The following is a 17,841-nucleotide window of genomic DNA, read 5'->3' on the forward strand; positions in this document are numbered from 1 at the left end:
AAAGCCGTCATCAAGACGGCTGTTTTGTATTGAGCGTGTGCAATCAACGTCGGGTCAGCAAGACCCCGGATTCCATGTGGTGCGTCCACGGGAACTGATCGAACATCGCGCAGCGGGTGATGCGGTGGGTGTCGTGCAATTGGGCGATGTTGGCGGCCAGCGTTTCCGGATTGCACGAGATGTACAGAATGTTCTCGAAGCGTCGGGTCAGCTCGCACGTGTCCGGGTCCATGCCGGCGCGCGGTGGGTCGACGAACACGCTACCGAACTCGTAGCTCTTCAGATCAATGCCGTGCAAACGGCGGAACGGGCGAACTTCATTCAGCGCTTCGGTCAGCTCTTCGGCAGACAGACGCACCAGGGTGACGTTATCCACAGCGTTTTCACTGAGGTTGCTCAGCGCTGCATTCACCGAAGTCTTGCTGATTTCGGTGGCCAGCACTTTGCGCACGCGTGTCGCCAGTGGCAGGGTGAAGTTGCCGTTACCGCAATACAACTCCAGCAAATCGTCGGAACGATCGCCCAAGGCGTCGTAAGCCCAGTTGAGCATCTTCTGGTTCACCGTGCCGTTCGGCTGGGTGAACGCGCCTTCCGGTTGGCGATAGCTGAAGGTACGACCACCGACTTCAAGTTTCTCGACCACATAATCATGGCCGATCACTTCGCGTTTGCCCTTGGAGCGACCGATCACGCTGACGTTGAGGTCGGCGGCCAGTTTCGACGCGGCCGCGTACCAATGCTCGTCCAGCGGGCGGTGATAACACAAGGTGATCATCGCATCGCCGGCCAGGGTGGTCAGGAACTCCACCTGAAACAGCTTGTGGCTCAGGGCGGCGCTGGCTTGCCAGGCGGCCTTGAGCTGCGGCATCAACTGGTTGATGCGCTGGCTGGCGATCGGGAACTCTTCGATCAGGATCGGCGTGCGTTTGTCTTCCTGGGAGAACATAGCGTAGTGACGCTCGCCGGCTTCGCGCCACAGGCGGAATTCGGCGCGCAGGCGAAAGTTCGCAAGCGGCGAGTCGAACACCGCAGGTTCGGGTGCATCGAACGGCGCCAGCAGGTCACGCAAGCGCGTGGCCTTTTCTTCGAGCTGAGCGGTGTAAGCCTGGGAATCGAAAGTCATGCGTTGAACCAACCCAACTTGATCACGAACAGAATCGACAGAACCACCAGCGCCGAGTTCAGCTCACGGCCACGGCCGGACAGCAACTTGATCGCGGTCCAGGAAATGAATCCGAACGCGATACCGTTGGCGATGGAGTAAGTGAATGGCATGGCCAGCGCGGTAACCACCACAGGCGCGGCGACGGTGATGTCGTCCCAGTCTATTTCCGCCAGGCCCGAGGTCATCAATACGGCGACGAACAGCAAGGCCGGTGCAGTGGCGAAGGCCGGTACGCTGGCGGCCAATGGTGCGAAGAACAACGCCAGCAAGAACAGAATGGCCACCACGACGGCTGTCAGGCCGGTACGGCCGCCGGCACTGACGCCTGCTGCCGACTCGATGTAACTGGTGGTGGTCGAGGTACCCAGCAGGGAACCGGCCATGGCCGCAGTACTGTCGGCGATCAGCGCACGACCCATTTTCGGCATGTGGCCGTCCTTGCCCATCAGGCCGGCGCGCTTGGCGACGCCGATCAGGGTGCCGGAGTTATCGAACAGGTCGACGAACAGGAAAGCGAAAATCACGCTGACCAGGCCGATGTCCAGCGCACCTTTGATGTCCAGCTGCAGAAAGGTCGGTGCCAGCGAAGGCGGCATCGCCATCACGCCGCCGAACGGTGTGAAGCCCAGGGCGATGGAAACGATGGTCACGGCCAGGATGCCGATCAGCACTGCACCGCGCACTTTCAGGGCTTCGAGGGCGACGATCAGCGCAAAACCCAGGGTCGCGAGGATCGGTGCCGGTTGTTTCAGGTCGCCGAGGCCAACCATGGTCGCCGGGTTGCTGACCACGATGCCCGCGTTATGCAGGGCGATCAGCGCCAGGAACAGACCGATACCGGCGGCAATCGCCGAGCGCAACGCCAGCGGGATACTGTTGATGATCCACTCGCGGATGCGAAAGATCGACAACAGGAAAAACATGACTGCCGAGATGAACACTGCGCCCAGCGCCACTTGCCAGGTATGGCCCATGTGCAGGACAACGGTGTAGGTGAAGAAGGCGTTCAGGCCCATGCCCGGCGCCAGCGCGATCGGGTAGTTGGCGATCAGGCCCATCACCGTCGAGCCAATGGCTGCTGCCAGGCATGTCGCGACAAACACCGCGCCCTTGTCCATGCCGGTCTCGCCGAGGATGCTCGGGTTGACGAACAGAATGTAGGCCATGGCCAAAAAGGTCGTGATACCGGCAAGAATCTCGGTACGCACGTTGGTGTTGTGTGCCTTGAGTTGAAACAGCCTTTCCAGCATGTCTGCTCCCCGTGGCGCGCCCGGCGCCGTGAATGTATCGACTTCAACAGCAAAGCACAGGCCGTGCCAAGCGCCTGAGTATTTTCTGTCGGTCGGAAAAAGCCGCGCATCATACCAGCAGCGTGCGGCTATGGCTGCCTAATGGCGTTGATCGTCGGCGATGTTTTGCAGTTTGAGGGAGTGGGGCATACTGCGCGCTGGTTTTGGGAGTGGATATGTCTTCTATAAAGAACAGGATGATTCTGGCTTTTGGCCTGTCTGGTGCCATGTTGTTCGGTGCGCACACCGCACTGGCAGCGTCCGCACCACCGCTGAGCGAAGTCAAGGTGCTCAAGGTCCAGTCGACCTCCTGCGGCATTGAAGATATTGCGCCAGGGCAGGAGAAGACGAAGTGCGATCATTCAGGCCCCAGCATCAAGATCTATGTGCTGGAGATCGGCTACGGCCGCCTGCCGAATGCAACGCTGGACGGCTTTGAAGTCAATGGCGTGCGGGCTCCTGTCTGCGCCTATGGCAACGGCAATCTGACGGAATGCTCCGGCGTGGCCAGCAAAATCGTCGGCAACCTATACACCTTCGATCTGGCGGGTAAGCAGGAAGGCACTTTCACCTTCAGCAATACCTCGATCAATGCACCGGGCAATACGATGTCGACGCAGCTGTACATCAAGTAGCAAGCACCGCTCGAACATCTGTCAGCAAAGCTGACTACGCTTTAAGGATCACCCTGTGGACGCAGACCATGACCTTTAGAGCCCTGATTACCCTTGCCGAAGGTATCGACGACCTGCAAGCCGTGACACTGATCGACGTGTTGCGCCGTGCGAAAGTCGAAGTGGTGGTGGCGAGCATCGAATCACGGCGCATGCTCACCTGCGCCCGTGGCACCCGTCTGACTGCCGACACGATGCTGATCGATGTGTTGGCGCAACCGTTCGACCTGGTCGTTTTGCCGGGTGGCGCCGTCGGCGCTCAGCGCCTGGCAGCTCATCAACCCTTGCTGCAGCTGGTCCAGGATCAATCCGCCGCCGGGCGCATGTTTGCCGGTATCGCCGAGTCACCGGCGCTGGCGCTGCAAGCCTTTGGGGTATTGCGCCAGCGCCGCATGACCTGCCTGCCTTCGGCCAGTCATCAACTGCTCGGCTGCACGTTCGTCGATCAGCCGGTGGTCATCGACGGCAACTGCATCACCGCTCAAGGTTCGAGCGCTGCCCTGGCGTTTGCGTTGGTGCTGGTTGAACGACTGTGTGGCAAAGCCGTCAGGGCTGCGGTGGCGGGGGAGTTGCTGGTGTAGCAGACACCGCTGAGGCTTTCGCCTCATCCACCGGCACATGCATGCGGTCGCGTTGGGCCAGGGTCGGGAACAGTTTGACCCACGTTCCGGTGACCAGCAGCGTGCCGATTCCGCCCATGACCACCGCCGGTACAGTGCCGAACCAGTGGGCGGTGAGTCCGGATTCGAATTCGCCCAACTGGTTCGAGGCACCGATGAACAAGCCGTTCACCGCGCTGACCCGGCCGCGCATTTCGTCCGGGGTTTCCAGTTGCACGAAGGACGCGCGGATCACCATGCTGATCATGTCTGCCGCGCCGAGCACCACCAGCACCGCCAGCGAGAACCAGAACGAGGTCGACAGGCCGAAGGCGATGGTCGCGACGCCGAATACCCCGACGGCGGTGAACATGACCCGTCCGACGTTGCGCTCCACGGCAAACCGCGCCAGCCATAACGACATCAGCAACGCCCCGACCGCTGGCGCCGAGCGCAGCAGGCCCAGCCCCCAGGGGCCGGTCAGCAGGATATCCTTGGCAAACACCGGTAGCAGCGCCGTGGCGCCCCCGAGTAATACCGCGAACAAGTCCAGTGAGATCGCCCCGAGAATGTCCGGGCGGCTGCGAATGAAGCGAATCCCGGCAAGCAACGAATCCAGGGTTGCCTTGCCCTTGTTCAGCGGGGTTTGCCGTGCGGGCAGGTTGAGCATCAGGGTGCAGGCGATGAGGTACAGAATCACCGTCGGGCCATACACCCAGACGCTGCCGAAGGCATACAGCAAACCGCCCAGTGCTGGCGCGACGATGGTTGCCGATTGCTGAGCCGACTGGGACGCGGCCACTGCGCGCGGAAACAGTGCACTGGGGACGATGGTCGGCAGCAGCGCCTGGGTGGTCGGCATTTCAAATGAACGGGCGGCGCCGAGCAGGAACGCGAGGATGAAGATCATTTCGCGGGTGACGTGGTCAGTGGCGCTGCCAATGGCCAGGGCGAGGGCGATCATCGCCTGCAAGGACTGGCAGATGGCCGCGACCTTGCGCCGGTCATAGCGGTCTGCCACATGCCCGGTGTGGAGCATGAACAACACCCGTGGCGCGAACTCCACGAGCCCGACCAAGCCCAGGTCCAGCACGTTGCCGGTGAGTTGATAGAGGTTCCAGCCGATGGCCACGGTAAGCATCTGGAAACCGCTGGCGGTGAACACCCGCGCCAGCCAGAACGCAATGAACGGGCGGTGATGGCGCAACAACAGCGGGGCTTGGGTCGGCATCGGCGGGTAGTTCTGAACGGGGAAAAATCGAGATTATCACCAACTTGTAACCTGAAGTTGCGTGTGCGGGAAATTTAGTTAGCTAGACACCTATCCTGAAGCCCGCGTCCTACCTTCGCCACAGCGAATTCCGCAGCCCTGGACAGAGCGGTGAGGCAACCTGTCACGCGGCAAAAGACCACACAGTCGGGCGCTGAAAATGGGACTACTCTTTCATCGTTACTTGATCCAGATCAAAACCCTTGGCGGATTTGCTCTGACGGCCAGATGGCCAGACTCCCTGCGTTGCGATGGTTGTTAAAAAAACAACGAATTTGAATTCGCCACACTCCATAACCGTGGGGGCGGTGGGTGCAGGCTCCCAGCCAGCAGCCGTATTACCAGACAGAGGAAGACTTATGTTCGGTTTGGAGGCACTTGATCTCGCCCGAATTCAGTTCGCGTTCACCATCTCGTTTCACATCCTGTTCCCGGCGATCACCATCGGCCTGGCGAGTTACCTGGCGGTGCTCGAAGGCTTGTGGCTGAAGACCCACAACGATACCTACCGTGATCTTTACCACTTCTGGTCGAAGATATTTGCCGTCAACTTCGGCATGGGGGTGGTCTCCGGATTGGTCATGGCTTATCAGTTCGGCACCAACTGGAGCCGCTTCTCGGACTTTGCCGGTTCCGTCACCGGGCCGCTGCTGACCTATGAAGTGCTCACGGCGTTCTTCCTCGAAGCCGGTTTCCTCGGTGTCATGTTGTTCGGCTGGAACAGGGTCGGGCGCAAGCTGCACTTCTTCGCCACCGTCATGGTGGCCATCGGCACGCTGATCTCGACGTTCTGGATTCTCGCCTCCAACAGCTGGATGCAAACCCCGCAGGGCTACGAAATCGTTAACGGCCAGGTGATTCCGGTGGATTGGATCGCGGTGATTTTCAACCCGTCGTTCCCCTACCGCCTAATGCACATGGCCACGGCAGCGTTCGTTGCAACAGCATTCTTTGTCGGCTCGTCGGCCGCCTGGCATCTATTGCGCGGCCGTGATAACCCGGCGATCCGCACGATGCTGTCGATGGCCATGTGGATGGCCTTGATCGTCGCGCCGATTCAGGCGGTGATCGGCGACTTCCATGGCCTCAACACGCTCAAGCATCAGCCGGCAAAAATCGCCGCGATTGAAGGCCACTGGGAAAACGTCGGCAATGAGCCGACCCCGCTGATCCTGTTCGGCTGGCCGGACATGAAAGCCGAGAAGACCAAATTCGCGGTAGAGATTCCGTACCTGGGCAGCCTGATCCTGACTCACTCGCTGGACAAACAGGTCCCGGCACTCAAGGAGTTCGCGCCTGCAGACCGACCGAATTCGACCATTGTGTTCTGGTCGTTCCGGGTCATGGTCGGGCTCGGATTCCTGATGATCTTCACCGGCCTGTGGAGCCTGTGGCTGCGCAAGCGTGGCAGGCTGTATTCGAACCGTGCCTTCCTCTACCTGGCGCTGTGGATGGGGCCATCGGGCCTGATCGCGATCCTTGCCGGTTGGTTCACCACTGAAATCGGTCGTCAGCCGTGGGTGGTGTACGGGTTGATGCGCACTGCCGACGCTTCATCCATGCACAGTTTCTTGCAAATGAGCATTACCCTGGCGCTGTTCGTCGTGGTGTATTTCTCGCTGTTCGGTGTCGGTCTGGGCTACATGATGCGCCTGGTGCGCAAAGGTCCGAAAATCAACGAAGGTGCCGAGCAGAGCCACGGCGGCCCTGGTCAGCAACGTACGCCGGCCCGTCCGCTTTCCGCTGCCGACGACAACGGTGATCACAGCCACAGCCTGAACAAGGGGAATTGAGTCATGGGTATTGATCTTCCGCTGATCTGGGCCGTGATCATCATCTTCGGCATCATGATGTACGTGGTCATGGACGGTTTTGACCTGGGAATCGGCATTCTCTTTCCCTTCATCAAGGGCGACCGTGACCGCGATGTGATGATGAACACCGTCGCGCCGGTCTGGGACGGTAACGAAACCTGGCTGGTATTGGGCGGCGCGGCGTTATTCGGCGCCTTCCCGCTGGCGTATTCGGTGGTGCTGTCGGCGTTGTACCTACCGCTGATCCTGATGCTGATCGGCTTGATCTTCCGCGGTGTGGCCTTCGAGTTTCGCTTCAAGGCCAAGGACGACAAGCGACACATCTGGGACAAGTGCTTCATTGGCGGCTCGCTGACGGCGACGTTCTTTCAGGGCGTGGCGCTGGGGGCGTTTATCGACGGCATCCCGGTGGTCAATCGGCAGTTCGCGGGCGGCACGCTGGACTGGCTGACTCCGTTCTCGCTGTTCTGTGGCGTGGCGCTGATCGTTGCTTATGCGCTGCTCGGCTGCACCTGGCTGATCATGAAAACCGAAGGCAAGTTGCAGGAGCAGATGCACAACCTGGCGCGACCGTTGGCGTTCGTGGTGTTGGCGGTGACCGGTATCGTCAGCATCTGGACCCCGCTGGCGCATGCCGAGATCGCCGCGCGCTGGTTCACCTTGCCGAACCTGTTCTGGTTCCTGCCGGTGCCAATCCTGGTGTTGGTGACGATGTACGGTTTACTGCGCGCTGTGGCCCGTAACGCTCACTACACGCCGTTCCTGTTGACCCTGGTGCTGATCTTCCTCGGTTACAGCGGTCTGGGGATCAGCCTGTGGCCGAACATCGTGCCGCCGTCGATCTCGATCTGGGACGCCGCTGCACCGCCGCAAAGCCAGGGCTTCATGCTGGTCGGCACCCTGTTCATCATCCCGTTCATTCTGGGCTACACCTTCTGGAGCTACTACGTGTTCCGCGGCAAGGTGACCCATGACGACGGTTATCACTAGTCTGCGTGACTGCGGCTCGGGCCAGGTGCCTGAGCTGCCTTACAGGAGCATTCGACAATGGCTGGTAAACACTCTTTGCAGGAAATCGAACAGGCTGAAAAGAAGCCGCTCTGGCAGCGGCTTGGCTGGCTGGTAATGATCTGGACCGGCAGCGTACTGGCGCTGTTTGTCGTGGCCAGCCTGATGCGTATGTTCATGAATGCTGCAGGCCTGACCACTCACTGATCGACCCGAACATCCCATCCCGTGCCTTGCGGCATGGATTTATAACCCTCCGCTGGAGGGTTTTTTTTGCCTGGGCGCCGGCGGTTATTTACGGGCCTTGAGGATCACGAACTTCGGCGTTGCCGCGACCTGCTCGACACCGCGGAACAGGCGCGCCAGTTTGCTGTGATAGCCCAGATGACGGTTGCCGACGATGTACAGTGCGCCGCCCACCACCAGCGCTTCGCGAGCTTGCTGAAACATTCGCCAGGCGAGGAAGTCACCGACCACTTGTTGCTGATGGAAAGGCGGATTGCATAGCACCACGTCCAGCGACTGCGGCTCCTGCCCGGCCAGACCATCGCCCGCGCGCACGATGACGTCGCGTTCACCGAGGGCGGCCTGCCAGTTTTCGGCAGCGGATTGCACGGCCATGAACGATTCGTCCACCAGCGTGTAATGGGCTTGAGGGTTTTGCAGGGCGCTGGCGATGGCCAACACACCGTTACCGCAGCCCAGGTCGGCGACCCGCGCGTTGCCCAGGTTTTTCGGCAGGTGAGGGAGAAATGCCCGGGTGCCGATATCCAGGCCTTCGCGACAGAATACGTTGGCGTGGTTGAGCAACTCGATCGCTGGCTCATCGAGCTTATAGCGTGTCGGGTAGGGCGACTGCGCGGGTTGTCTGGCGTCGGGTGTGGCAATCAGCAAGCGGGCTTTCTTGACTGCAAGCGACGCTTGCACCGGGCCGATGTAGCGCTCCAGCAGGTCACCTGCTGCCCGCGGCAGGTGTTTGACCATCCCGGCAGCAACCACTTGCGCGCCGGGTGCCAGTTGCGTTTGCAGGCGGATCAATTGCTCTTCCAGCAACGCCAGGGTTTTGGGGACGCGGATCAGTACCCGATCGAACGGACCGACCAGTGGCGCGCTAGCCGGTAGCACTGACACGACATCAAAGGGAAGGCCATTGCGTACCAGGTTCTTTTCCAATGCCTGGGCTGCGAGAAACGAATCACCGCTACTGGTGACCTGAACTTTGCCGACAAGGCTCGCTGCCAATGCACCAAAGCTGTCATTGAGCACCAGCACCCGGACATCGGTGTCGGGCTGCTGTTCGGCCAGATGATTGAGCAGGTACTCGTCGGCTGCATCGAACGCTTGCAGCGGTTCGTTCTGCTGTTCGGGCTGGCGGATCAGGTCAAGTTGGGCGAAGGGGCTTTCGAGCAGGGGCATGGGGCGGGGACTCTGGGTAATCAACGGGTGTCCCGCGGTTTTGCACGTATTCAATGCTGGACGGGACCGCCTGAGTGGACTGCGTCGCGGTGTCGTTCGCGTCATCACTCAGAAGGGGCGTAAATGGTACGTTTTTTTCCGTCGGATTACTCGCGGGTTTTACCGCCGTGGTCAGCACTGACAAGCGGTGGTGCTGGCGTGGGCTCAGATCAGATGGCACTTCGTTGCTTGCACCACGGCAGAAATCCTGTTGGTGACGCCCAGTTTGTGGATCGCATTTTTCAAGTGAAAAATCACCGTGCGCGAGCTCAGATTGAGGATGATCCCAATTTCCGTTGCGGTCTTGCCTTTCGCGGTCCAGCTCAGCACCTCAGTTTCTCGTGATGATAAATGAGGCGCGCCCAAGCCATCCGGCTGCTTGCTGGCCTGCGTTTGCATCGCGAGAACATGCAGCTTATGGCTGATGACCGTCGCATAACCGAGGTTTTCATAGAGTTCATACGCGGTAATACGGCAATGGCTTCGGGCGACGCTGAGCATGCCGCTGTAGTGCTTGTTCAGGTCATGTACCGGCAGCGCCCAACCGTATTGCATACCTTGACATGCAAGTGCACGCCGCAGATCGGGGACGTTGGTGAAGGTCTCGCTGTCCCAGAGAATGGGCAGCATTGAGTGATTGCAATGGGCTACTGTCGGGTCTATCGCACAGTACTTGTTTTGCTCATAACGGGTGTTCCAGGCCTGTGAATAATTATTAAGGTTTATCGTGTTAAAACAGTGGGTTGGTGCATGAGAAAACATTGAGAATGCACAATATTCGTAGCCAAGATTATTAAAGAAACCGAGTGCTATTTTGTAGGCATTTTCAATGTTTGGCTCGTGAATCAACAGTTTTAGCTGGGTCTCCTTCCAAGTATCCATAGAAACCGCTCCCTGTATTTCACTTTGTAGTTGTGGATTGGATCCAAAATTTCACGTCACGAGTGTAGGATAAATCGTACGTGTGTGAAGTGAATCTTTTGCTCTTGATGGGGGCATTCAAATGAATAACTGGTTCTTAGAGAAACAGTACTTATACAGAACATAAGATTTTGTCCGTCATTTGTAGAATATTAAATTTATTTTCATCTTCCAGTTGCGAACCCGATCTTTAACCCTTTGGCTAACAATTAGCCTGTTCATCAATACCACTACAAATCGGCGGTGTTTCTTCGTCCGGCTTTGCGGGACACTGGAGCGACCAGACCCATGGAGCGCCCCATGACCGCCAGCGCAGAGAAGTTCACCCGCCAAACCCTGCTCGATGTCCAGCCATTGACCCCCAGCCTGTTCACGCTGCGTACCACGCGAGATCCGGGCTTTCGTTTTCGGGCCGGGCAATTTGCTCGTTTAGGGGTTACCAAGACTGACGGCAGTACGGTATGGCGTGCCTATTCCATGGTCTCTTCACCCCATGACGAATTTCTTGAGTTCTTTTCCATCGTCGTTCCTGGCGGTGAATTTACCAGCGAGCTGAGTCGTCTGAAGGTGGGCGATACCCTGATGGTCGACCGTCAGGCCTTTGGTTTCCTGACCCTTGATCGCTTCGTCGATGGGCGTGATCTCTGGTTATTGTCCACAGGGACGGGTATTGCGCCGTTTCTGTCGATCCTGCAGGACTTCGAGGTCTGGGAGAAATTCGAGCGAATCATTCTGGTGTATAGCGTGCGTGAAGCGCGGGAGCTGGCTTATCAGGCGCTGATTGCTGAATTGGAAGAGCGTGAGTATTTGGCGGAGCACGCCCATAAACTGCAATTTATCGCCACGGTTACCCGTGAGCCGCATCCGCAAGCGTTGAGCGGGCGAATCACTCAGTTGATCAAAACTGGCGAGTTGGAGCGGGTGGCGGGTGTCACGATGACAGCCGAACATTCGCGGGTAATGCTCTGCGGAAACCCGCAGATGATCGATGACACGCGCAACTTGCTGAAAGCGCGTGACATGCAACTGAGTCTGACTCGGCGGCCTGCTCAGGTGGCTGTGGAAAATTACTGGTAATGAAAACGACGCCATCAGGCGCCGTTTATTTCGCAACGCAGCCTTCAGGGCTTGTTGTTTTGCGCTTTGAGCAGGTCGCGAATCTCGCTCAACAGCTCTTCTTCCTTGGTCGGAACCGGCGGCAGGCTTGGCGCCACAGCTTCTTCACGCTTCAGGCGGTTGATGGCTTTCACACCCATGAAGATTGCGAACGCAACGATCAGGAAGTCGATAATGCTCTGGATGAATTTACCGTAGGCCAGCACCACGGCCGGGACAGTGCCCTGACCCGCTTTCAGCGTGACCGCCAGGTCCGCGAAGTCCACCCCACCGATCAACAGGCCGATTGGCGGCATGACGACGTCACCGACAAACGACGAAACAATCTTGCCGAACGCGGCGCCGATGATAATACCGACGGCCATGTCGACCACATTACCTTTGACCGCGAAGGCCTTGAACTCACTGAGCACGCCCATAGGTTATTCCTTGTTACAGATGAGGTTGGTGAACGCAGTGTAAATCAGCAAGTCGGGTCTTGCTCGACACAACTACTTACAGTGCTCGCTGCTATCGACCCGCTTACTGGCAAATAGTTTACAAAGTGCCATCAATCGCGCGTGAATACGCGCCAACTCACTGATAGACCAGAAAAAACTCTCAATCGACGCATTGCGTTCTTTCTATTTATGTTTTGACTATCTGGTCACTAGCCTCTGTTCAGCGCACCTGGATGCGCTACACAAAACCAGAGGAGTTCGACATGACCACCGCCATCAGCCGAGGGGCTTTTTCCCATCGCCGTGTATTCGGCGTATTGACCGCCAGCCTGCTGTCCTTCTCCGTTCACGCGGCGACCCTGACACGCGATAACGGCGCTGCCGTGGGCGACAACCAGAACTCGCAGACTGCGGGGGCCACTGGCCCGGTGCTGTTGCAGGACGTGCAACTGATCCAGAAACTCCAGCGCTTTGACCGCGAGCGCATCCCGGAGCGGGTCGTACATGCCCGCGGTACGGGTGCCCATGGCAGTTTCACGGTAACCGATGATCTCAGTGACCTGACCAAGGCCAAAGTCTTTGCCGCTGGCCAGACGACGCCAGTGTTCGTGCGTTTTTCAGCGGTGGTACACGGCAACCATTCCCCGGAAACCCTGCGCGATCCGCGAGGCTTTGCCACCAAGTTCTACACCGCAGACGGCAACTGGGACCTGGTCGGCAATAACTTCCCGACCTTTTTCATTCGCGATGCAATCAAATTCCCGGACATGGTCCACGCCTTCAAACCAGACCCGCGCACCAACCTGGATGATGACTCACGCCGGTTCGATTTCTTTTCCCATGTTCCGGAAGCTACTCGGACGTTGACCGAGTTGTATTCCAACTCCGGTACGCCGGCGAGTTACCGGGAAATGGACGGTAATGGCGTTCACGCCTATAAATTGGTCAATGCCAAAGGCGAAGTCAGCTATGTGAAGTTTCATTGGAAGAGTTTGCAGGGGATTAATAACCTCGACCCACAAGCCGTTACCAAGGTTCAGGGTCAAGACTACAGTCATATGACCAATGACTTGGTGGCTCATATTAATAAGGGCGACTTTCCAAAGTGGGACTTGTACATTCAGGTTCTAAAACCGCAAGATCTGTACAAGTTTGACTTCGATCCATTGGACGCTACCAAGATCTGGCCGGGTATCCCTGAGCGAAAAGTTGGACAAATGGTGCTTAATCGTAATCCTGCGAATGTCTTTCAGGAAACCGAACAAGTTGCCATGGCGCCGGCCAATCTAGTGCCGGGAATTGAACCTTCGGAAGATCGTTTGTTGCAAGGTCGAGTGTTTTCTTATGCCGATACGCAACTGTATCGCCTGGGCGCCAATGCGTTGCAGTTACCAATCAATGCGCCAAAAGTAACGGTGAACAACGGTAATCAGGACGGAGCGATGAACACCGGTAGCAGCAGCGGCGGTGTGAACTATCAGCCGAGTCGCCTGGCGTCACTTGAGGAACCTCAAGCGGCACGCTACAGCCAGTCGGCGCTGTCGGGTACGACCCAGCAGGCGAAGATCCAGCGCGAGCAAAACTTCAAGCAGGCCGGCGATCTGTATCGTTCGTTCAGCAAGAAGGAGCGCAGCGACCTGATCGAAAGCTTTGGTGGCTCGCTGGCCACCACGGATGACGAAAGCAAGCACATCATCCTGTCCTTCCTCTATAAGGCTGACCCGGAATACGGCACCGGCGTGACCAAGGTCGCCAAGGGGGATCTGAGTCGCGTCAAGGCGCTCGCGGACAAACTGGTCGACTGATCGTCATTGCCTCAACCGGTTCTCGCACGACTCAGTGCCGTGCGAGAACCCAGGAGCTGTGCCATGCGAATGTATCTTTGCCTTTTTCTGGCCAGCCTGGCGTGCAGCGTTCATGCAGAGCCGGGTGCCGACCTGACCAAGGATCCGGCAGCGCTCAAGGCGCAATTGCAGGATTACTACTTTGACGCCGCTCGTCGCGGCGATGTGCCGATGCTCGAGACGTTCATCGAGGCGGGCTATTCCCTCGAGACTCGCGACAGCAAGGGCTACACCGCGTTGATCCTGGCGGCTTACCACGGTCAGTCTGCGGCGGTAGAGCGCTTGCTCGGTGCCGGGGCCAATGCCTGTGCCCAGGACCTGCGTGGCAATACGGCGTTGATGGGGGCGATCTTCAAGGGCGAAGTGCACATCGCCCGGCGACTGTTGGCGACCGATTGCAGCCCGGAGCAACGTAATGGCGCAGGCCAGACAGCGGCGATGTACGCGGGCCTGTTCAAACGGGTCGAGTTGCTCGACGCCTTGGCTGCCAAGGGTGCCGACCTGAATGCCGAGGATCCGCTGGGTAACAGCGCCGCGCGTCTGGCCGCGGGCGAAATCCGTACCCCGGCGCCGCGCTGATCGCGTTCAGCTGAGCTATCATCGCGGTTTTTTCCGGGAGTTCAGATGGCCAAGGCAAAGCGCATGTACGGCTGCACCGAGTGCGGCTCGACCTTCCCCAAGTGGGCCGGCCAATGCGGCGAATGCGGGGCCTGGAACACCCTGACTGAAACCCTGGTGGAAAGTGGCGGTGCTGCCGCCCCCAGCGGTCGTACCGGCTGGGCCGGGCAGCAGGCGCAGATCAAGACGCTGGCCGAAGTCAGTGTCGAAGAAATTCCACGCTTCTCCACCGCGTCCGGTGAGCTGGATCGGGTCCTCGGTGGCGGCCTGGTCGACGGCTCGGTGGTGTTGATCGGCGGTGATCCGGGGATCGGCAAGTCGACGATCCTTCTGCAAACCCTGTGCAACCTCGCGACCCGGATGCCGGCGCTCTATGTCACGGGCGAAGAGTCCCAGCAGCAAGTGGCCATGCGTGCCCGACGTCTGGGCTTGCCGCAAGATCAACTGCGGGTCATGACCGAAACCTGCATCGAAACCATCATTGCCACGGCTCGGGTGGAAAAACCCAAGGTCATGGTGATCGACTCGATCCAGACGATTTTCACCGAGCAACTGCAATCGGCACCGGGCGGCGTCTCTCAGGTTCGCGAAAGCGCGGCATTGCTGGTGCGTTACGCGAAACAAAGCGGCACGGCGATTTTCCTCGTCGGCCACGTGACCAAAGAAGGCGCATTGGCGGGGCCCCGAGTGCTGGAGCACATGGTCGACACCGTGCTGTATTTCGAAGGCGAGTCGGATGGACGCTTGCGTCTGTTGCGGGCGGTAAAAAACCGCTTCGGTGCGGTCAACGAGTTGGGCGTGTTCGGTATGACCGACAAGGGCCTGAAGGAAGTCTCCAACCCTTCGGCGATTTTCCTCACGCGCGCGCAGGAAGAAGTGCCGGGCAGCGTAGTGATGGCAACGTGGGAAGGCACGCGACCGATGTTGGTGGAGGTTCAGGCGCTGGTGGACGACAGTCACCTGGCCAACCCACGCCGTGTCACCCTCGGTCTGGATCAGAATCGCCTGGCCATGCTGTTGGCAGTGTTGCACCGTCATGGCGGTATACCGACGCACGACCAGGACGTGTTCCTCAACGTGGTCGGCGGGGTCAAGGTGCTGGAAACGGCATCCGACCTGGCGTTGATGGCGGCCGTGATGTCCAGCCTGCGCAATCGACCATTGCCCCATGATCTGCTGGTGTTCGGTGAGGTTGGCCTGTCTGGTGAAGTACGGCCGGTGCCAAGCGGTCAGGAGCGCTTGAAGGAAGCGGCCAAGCATGGTTTCAAACGCGCCATCGTGCCCAAGGGCAATGCGCCGAAGGAAGCGCCTGCCGGGTTGCGGATCATCGCGGTGACGCGACTGGAACAGGCCCTGGACGCGTTATTTGAATAAACCCGGCCCTCGTAGGAGCAGCCTGCGGCAGCTCCTACGAGGGGGGGCTGATGTGGATCAGCGCACCCAGTTCCCGCTCAAGCTCGGCGTGATCACCGATGTTGAGTTCGACCAGCCGCCGCAGTTTGCTGACAGACTCCAGATCGATGTACCGACAGACGAAGCCTAACTGGTTGTTATTGTCGTGGGACAGTTGCACGTCCATGCGGATCTCGGTGTCACTGCTCAGGTGAATGTCGACCGAAAACATCTTCTCTTCGTCCCCAAGCCAGGGCTCGGGACGTTCGATCAGCAGGCCCTTGAGTGACAGGTCGAGCAGTTTCACCGGCCAGCGATGCTCGCCTTGGCTGAGCTCGGTTTTGGCATCGAAGGCAATACGTTTGAAACGGCGGTGATTGGCGGGGTGGTCCCTCATGGCGCAATCCTCTGGGTGTTCGCTGACTATAGACTGGCATTTGCACAGGCTGCCACTGTCGGTACGACTCTAGACCTAGGTCGGGGTATGGTCTTTGGCGCCAGTAGCGCTAAACTCGGGGTGGCTGTCTTTTTTGTCCACTCTGGCTGGAATCAAAAATGAAAAATAATAATAGCCTGCTACGCCACTTACCTTGGCTGGTGCTGGCAGTCGTAGGCGCGTGCGCCTTGGGAGTTGTGGCCCTGCGCCGCGGCGAAGCCATCAACGCCCTCTGGATCGTAGTCGCAGCAGTCGCCATTTATCTGGTCGCTTACCGTTACTACAGTCTGTTCATTGCCAATAATGTGATGCAGCTCAATCCACTGCGAGCCACTCCCGCTGTCGTCAACAATGACGGTCTGGACTACGTGCCAACCAACAAACACATCCTCTTCGGTCACCACTTCGCGGCCATCGCGGGTGCTGGTCCGCTGGTCGGTCCAGTGTTGGCGGCGCAGATGGGCTATTTGCCCGGCACGCTCTGGCTGATCGCCGGTGTGGTGCTGGCCGGTGCCGTTCAGGACTTCATGGTCCTGTTCATGTCGACCCGCCGCAACGGTCGCTCCCTGGGTGACATGGTCCGTGAAGAAATGGGGCAGATTCCCGGGACCATCGCGCTGTTTGGCTGCTTCCTGATCATGATCATCATCCTCGCGGTGCTGGCGCTGATCGTGGTCAAGGCCCTGGCCGAAAGCCCGTGGGGCATTTTCACGGTGATGGCGACCATCCCGATCGCGATGTTCATGGGCGTGTACATGCGCTACATCCGCCCGGGCCGCATCGGTGAAATCTCCATTGTCGGTGTGCTGCTGTTGCTCGGTTCGATCTGGCTCGGTGGGCAGATTGCCGCTGATCCGGTCTGGGCCAAGGCCTTCTCCTTCACCGGGATCCAGATCACCTGGATGTTGATCGGCTACGGTTTCGTTGCCGCGGTGCTGCCGGTCTGGCTGATTCTGGCGCCGCGTGACTACCTGTCGACCTTCCTCAAGATCGGTACCATTGTCGCCCTGGCGATCGGCATCCTGATCACCATGCCCGAGCTGAAAATGCCGGCGCTGACCCAGTTTATCGACGGCACCGGGCCGGTGTGGAAGGGCGGGTTGTTCCCGTTCCTGTTCATCACCATTGCCTGCGGCGCGGTCTCGGGTTTCCATGCGCTGATTGCCTCCGGGACTACTCCGAAACTGCTGGATAACGAAAGCAATGCCCGTTACATCGGTTACGGCGGCATGCTGATGGAGTCCTTCGTGGCCATCATGGCGATGGTGGCCGCTTCGGTGATCGAACCGGGTGTGTACTTCGCCATGAACAGCCCGGCGGCGATCGTCGGCGGTGAAGTGATGCAAGTCGCGCAAACCGTCAGCAGTTGGGGCTTTGCGATCACCCCGGAAGCCCTGCAAGCGGTGGCCAAAGACATCGGTGAAACCACCGTCCTGGCCCGTGCCGGCGGTGCGCCGACCCTGGCGGTCGGTATCGCGCAGATCCTCCACAGCGTTCTGCCGGGTGAAAACACCATGGCGTTCTGGTACCACTTCGCGATCCTGTTCGAAGCGCTGTTTATCCTGACCGCGGTCGACGCCGGCACCCGTGCCGGACGTTTCATGTTGCAGGATTTGCTCGGCTCCTTTGTTCCGGCGCTTAAACGCACCGAGTCCTGGACCGCCAACCTGATCGCGACCGCCGGTTGCGTGGCAATGTGGGGTTATCTGCTGTACCAAGGCGTGATCGACCCGCTGGGTGGCATCAACACCTTGTGGCCGCTGTTCGGTATCTCCAACCAGATGCTGGCCGGTATCGCGC

At 59.0% G+C, this 17,841-nt stretch carries 17 protein-coding genes; 10 read left to right on the forward strand and 7 right to left on the reverse strand.

The window, feature by feature from the left end; all coding sequences use genetic code 11:
- Positions 1-43: 43 nt before the first annotated feature.
- Positions 44-1,123, reverse strand: a complete 1,080-nt coding sequence (gene trmA, locus AC1DIG_RS19255; protein ID WP_477768574.1) for a tRNA (uridine(54)-C5)-methyltransferase TrmA — start codon at positions 1,121-1,123, stop codon at positions 44-46.
- Complete coding sequence (locus AC1DIG_RS19260; protein ID WP_019691579.1) at positions 1,120-2,415, reverse strand: NCS2 family permease; 1,296 nt, start codon at positions 2,413-2,415, stop codon at positions 1,120-1,122. The genes trmA and AC1DIG_RS19260 overlap by 4 nt, the downstream gene beginning before the upstream one ends.
- A gap of 215 nt (positions 2,416-2,630) precedes the next feature.
- Between AC1DIG_RS19260 and AC1DIG_RS19265 the strand changes: the two genes are divergently transcribed.
- Entirely contained in the window at positions 2,631-3,089 is a 459-nt protein-coding gene (locus tag AC1DIG_RS19265) for a DUF4879 domain-containing protein (RefSeq protein ID WP_477768575.1), read from the forward strand.
- A gap of 68 nt (positions 3,090-3,157) precedes the next feature.
- Positions 3,158-3,709 carry a DJ-1 family glyoxalase III gene (locus tag AC1DIG_RS19270; RefSeq protein WP_477768576.1) on the forward strand — a complete coding sequence of 184 codons (552 nt, stop codon included), beginning with the start codon at positions 3,158-3,160 and terminating at the stop codon, positions 3,707-3,709.
- Here the strand turns inward: AC1DIG_RS19270 and AC1DIG_RS19275 are convergent.
- A complete protein-coding gene (locus AC1DIG_RS19275) occupies positions 3,675-4,958 on the reverse strand; it encodes an MFS transporter (protein WP_477768577.1) in 1,284 nt (427 codons plus the stop codon). The two genes, AC1DIG_RS19270 and AC1DIG_RS19275, sit on opposite strands and share 35 nt — an antisense overlap.
- 398 nt (positions 4,959-5,356) lie before the next feature.
- Here AC1DIG_RS19275 and AC1DIG_RS19280 point away from each other — a divergent pair, with 398 nt between their 5' ends.
- The 3 genes from AC1DIG_RS19280 to AC1DIG_RS19290 are packed head-to-tail and all read left to right on the forward strand — an operon-like array spanning position 5,357 to position 8,026.
- Positions 5,357-6,790 (forward strand): cytochrome ubiquinol oxidase subunit I, encoded by a 1,434-nt coding sequence (locus AC1DIG_RS19280; RefSeq protein WP_477768578.1) that lies wholly within the window; start codon positions 5,357-5,359, stop codon positions 6,788-6,790.
- A gap of 3 nt (positions 6,791-6,793) precedes the next feature.
- A complete protein-coding gene (cydB, locus tag AC1DIG_RS19285; RefSeq protein ID WP_477768579.1) occupies positions 6,794-7,801 on the forward strand; it encodes a cytochrome d ubiquinol oxidase subunit II in 1,008 nt (335 codons plus the stop codon).
- A gap of 57 nt (positions 7,802-7,858) precedes the next feature.
- On the forward strand, positions 7,859-8,026 hold the full coding sequence (locus AC1DIG_RS19290) for a DUF2474 domain-containing protein (protein ID WP_427534066.1): 168 nt from the start codon (positions 7,859-7,861) through the stop codon (positions 8,024-8,026).
- A gap of 84 nt (positions 8,027-8,110) precedes the next feature.
- Here the strand turns inward: AC1DIG_RS19290 and AC1DIG_RS19295 are convergent, their stop codons facing one another.
- Both AC1DIG_RS19295 and AC1DIG_RS19300 read right to left on the reverse strand, forming a co-directional pair.
- Positions 8,111-9,235: a methyltransferase gene (locus AC1DIG_RS19295; RefSeq protein ID WP_477768580.1), complete on the reverse strand. Its 1,125-nt coding sequence runs from the start codon at positions 9,233-9,235 to the stop codon at positions 8,111-8,113.
- A 204-nt stretch (positions 9,236-9,439) separates the two neighbouring features.
- Entirely contained in the window at positions 9,440-10,156 is a 717-nt protein-coding gene (locus AC1DIG_RS19300; protein ID WP_477768581.1) for an autoinducer binding domain-containing protein, read from the reverse strand.
- Between the two features lie 339 nt (positions 10,157-10,495).
- On the opposite strand from AC1DIG_RS19300, the gene AC1DIG_RS19305 reads away from it, so the two are divergent.
- The gene (locus AC1DIG_RS19305; protein WP_477768582.1) at positions 10,496-11,272 is read left to right on the forward strand and encodes a ferredoxin--NADP reductase; all 777 of its coding nucleotides are present in this window, start codon (positions 10,496-10,498) and stop codon (positions 11,270-11,272) included.
- A gap of 44 nt (positions 11,273-11,316) precedes the next feature.
- On the opposite strand, the gene mscL is transcribed toward AC1DIG_RS19305, so the two are convergent.
- The gene (gene mscL / locus AC1DIG_RS19310; RefSeq protein ID WP_103320476.1) at positions 11,317-11,730 is read right to left on the reverse strand and encodes a large-conductance mechanosensitive channel protein MscL; all 414 of its coding nucleotides are present in this window, start codon (positions 11,728-11,730) and stop codon (positions 11,317-11,319) included.
- A gap of 284 nt (positions 11,731-12,014) precedes the next feature.
- Between mscL and katB the strand changes: the two genes are divergently transcribed.
- The 3 genes from katB to radA all read left to right on the forward strand — a co-directional run bounded on the left by katB (position 12,015) and on the right by radA (position 15,587).
- Positions 12,015-13,556 (forward strand): catalase KatB, encoded by a 1,542-nt coding sequence (katB, locus tag AC1DIG_RS19315; protein WP_477768583.1) that lies wholly within the window; start codon positions 12,015-12,017, stop codon positions 13,554-13,556.
- Positions 13,557-13,619: 63 nt separating this feature from the next.
- Positions 13,620-14,174 (forward strand): ankyrin repeat domain-containing protein, encoded by a 555-nt coding sequence (locus AC1DIG_RS19320; protein ID WP_477768584.1) that lies wholly within the window; start codon positions 13,620-13,622, stop codon positions 14,172-14,174.
- A 45-nt stretch (positions 14,175-14,219) separates the two neighbouring features.
- Positions 14,220-15,587, forward strand: a complete 1,368-nt coding sequence (gene radA, locus AC1DIG_RS19325; RefSeq protein ID WP_019691594.1) for a DNA repair protein RadA — start codon at positions 14,220-14,222, stop codon at positions 15,585-15,587.
- Positions 15,588-15,621: 34 nt separating this feature from the next.
- Here the strand turns inward: radA and AC1DIG_RS19330 are convergent, their stop codons facing one another.
- Complete coding sequence (locus tag AC1DIG_RS19330; RefSeq protein ID WP_477768585.1) at positions 15,622-16,002, reverse strand: PilZ domain-containing protein; 381 nt, start codon at positions 16,000-16,002, stop codon at positions 15,622-15,624.
- A gap of 158 nt (positions 16,003-16,160) precedes the next feature.
- Between AC1DIG_RS19330 and AC1DIG_RS19335 the strand changes: the two genes are divergently transcribed.
- Positions 16,161-17,841: carbon starvation CstA family protein (locus AC1DIG_RS19335; RefSeq protein WP_477768586.1), on the forward strand; the 1,681-nt coding region annotated here is incomplete at its 3' end.

This window comes from Pseudomonas sp. 05N431 (genome assembly GCF_056397005.1).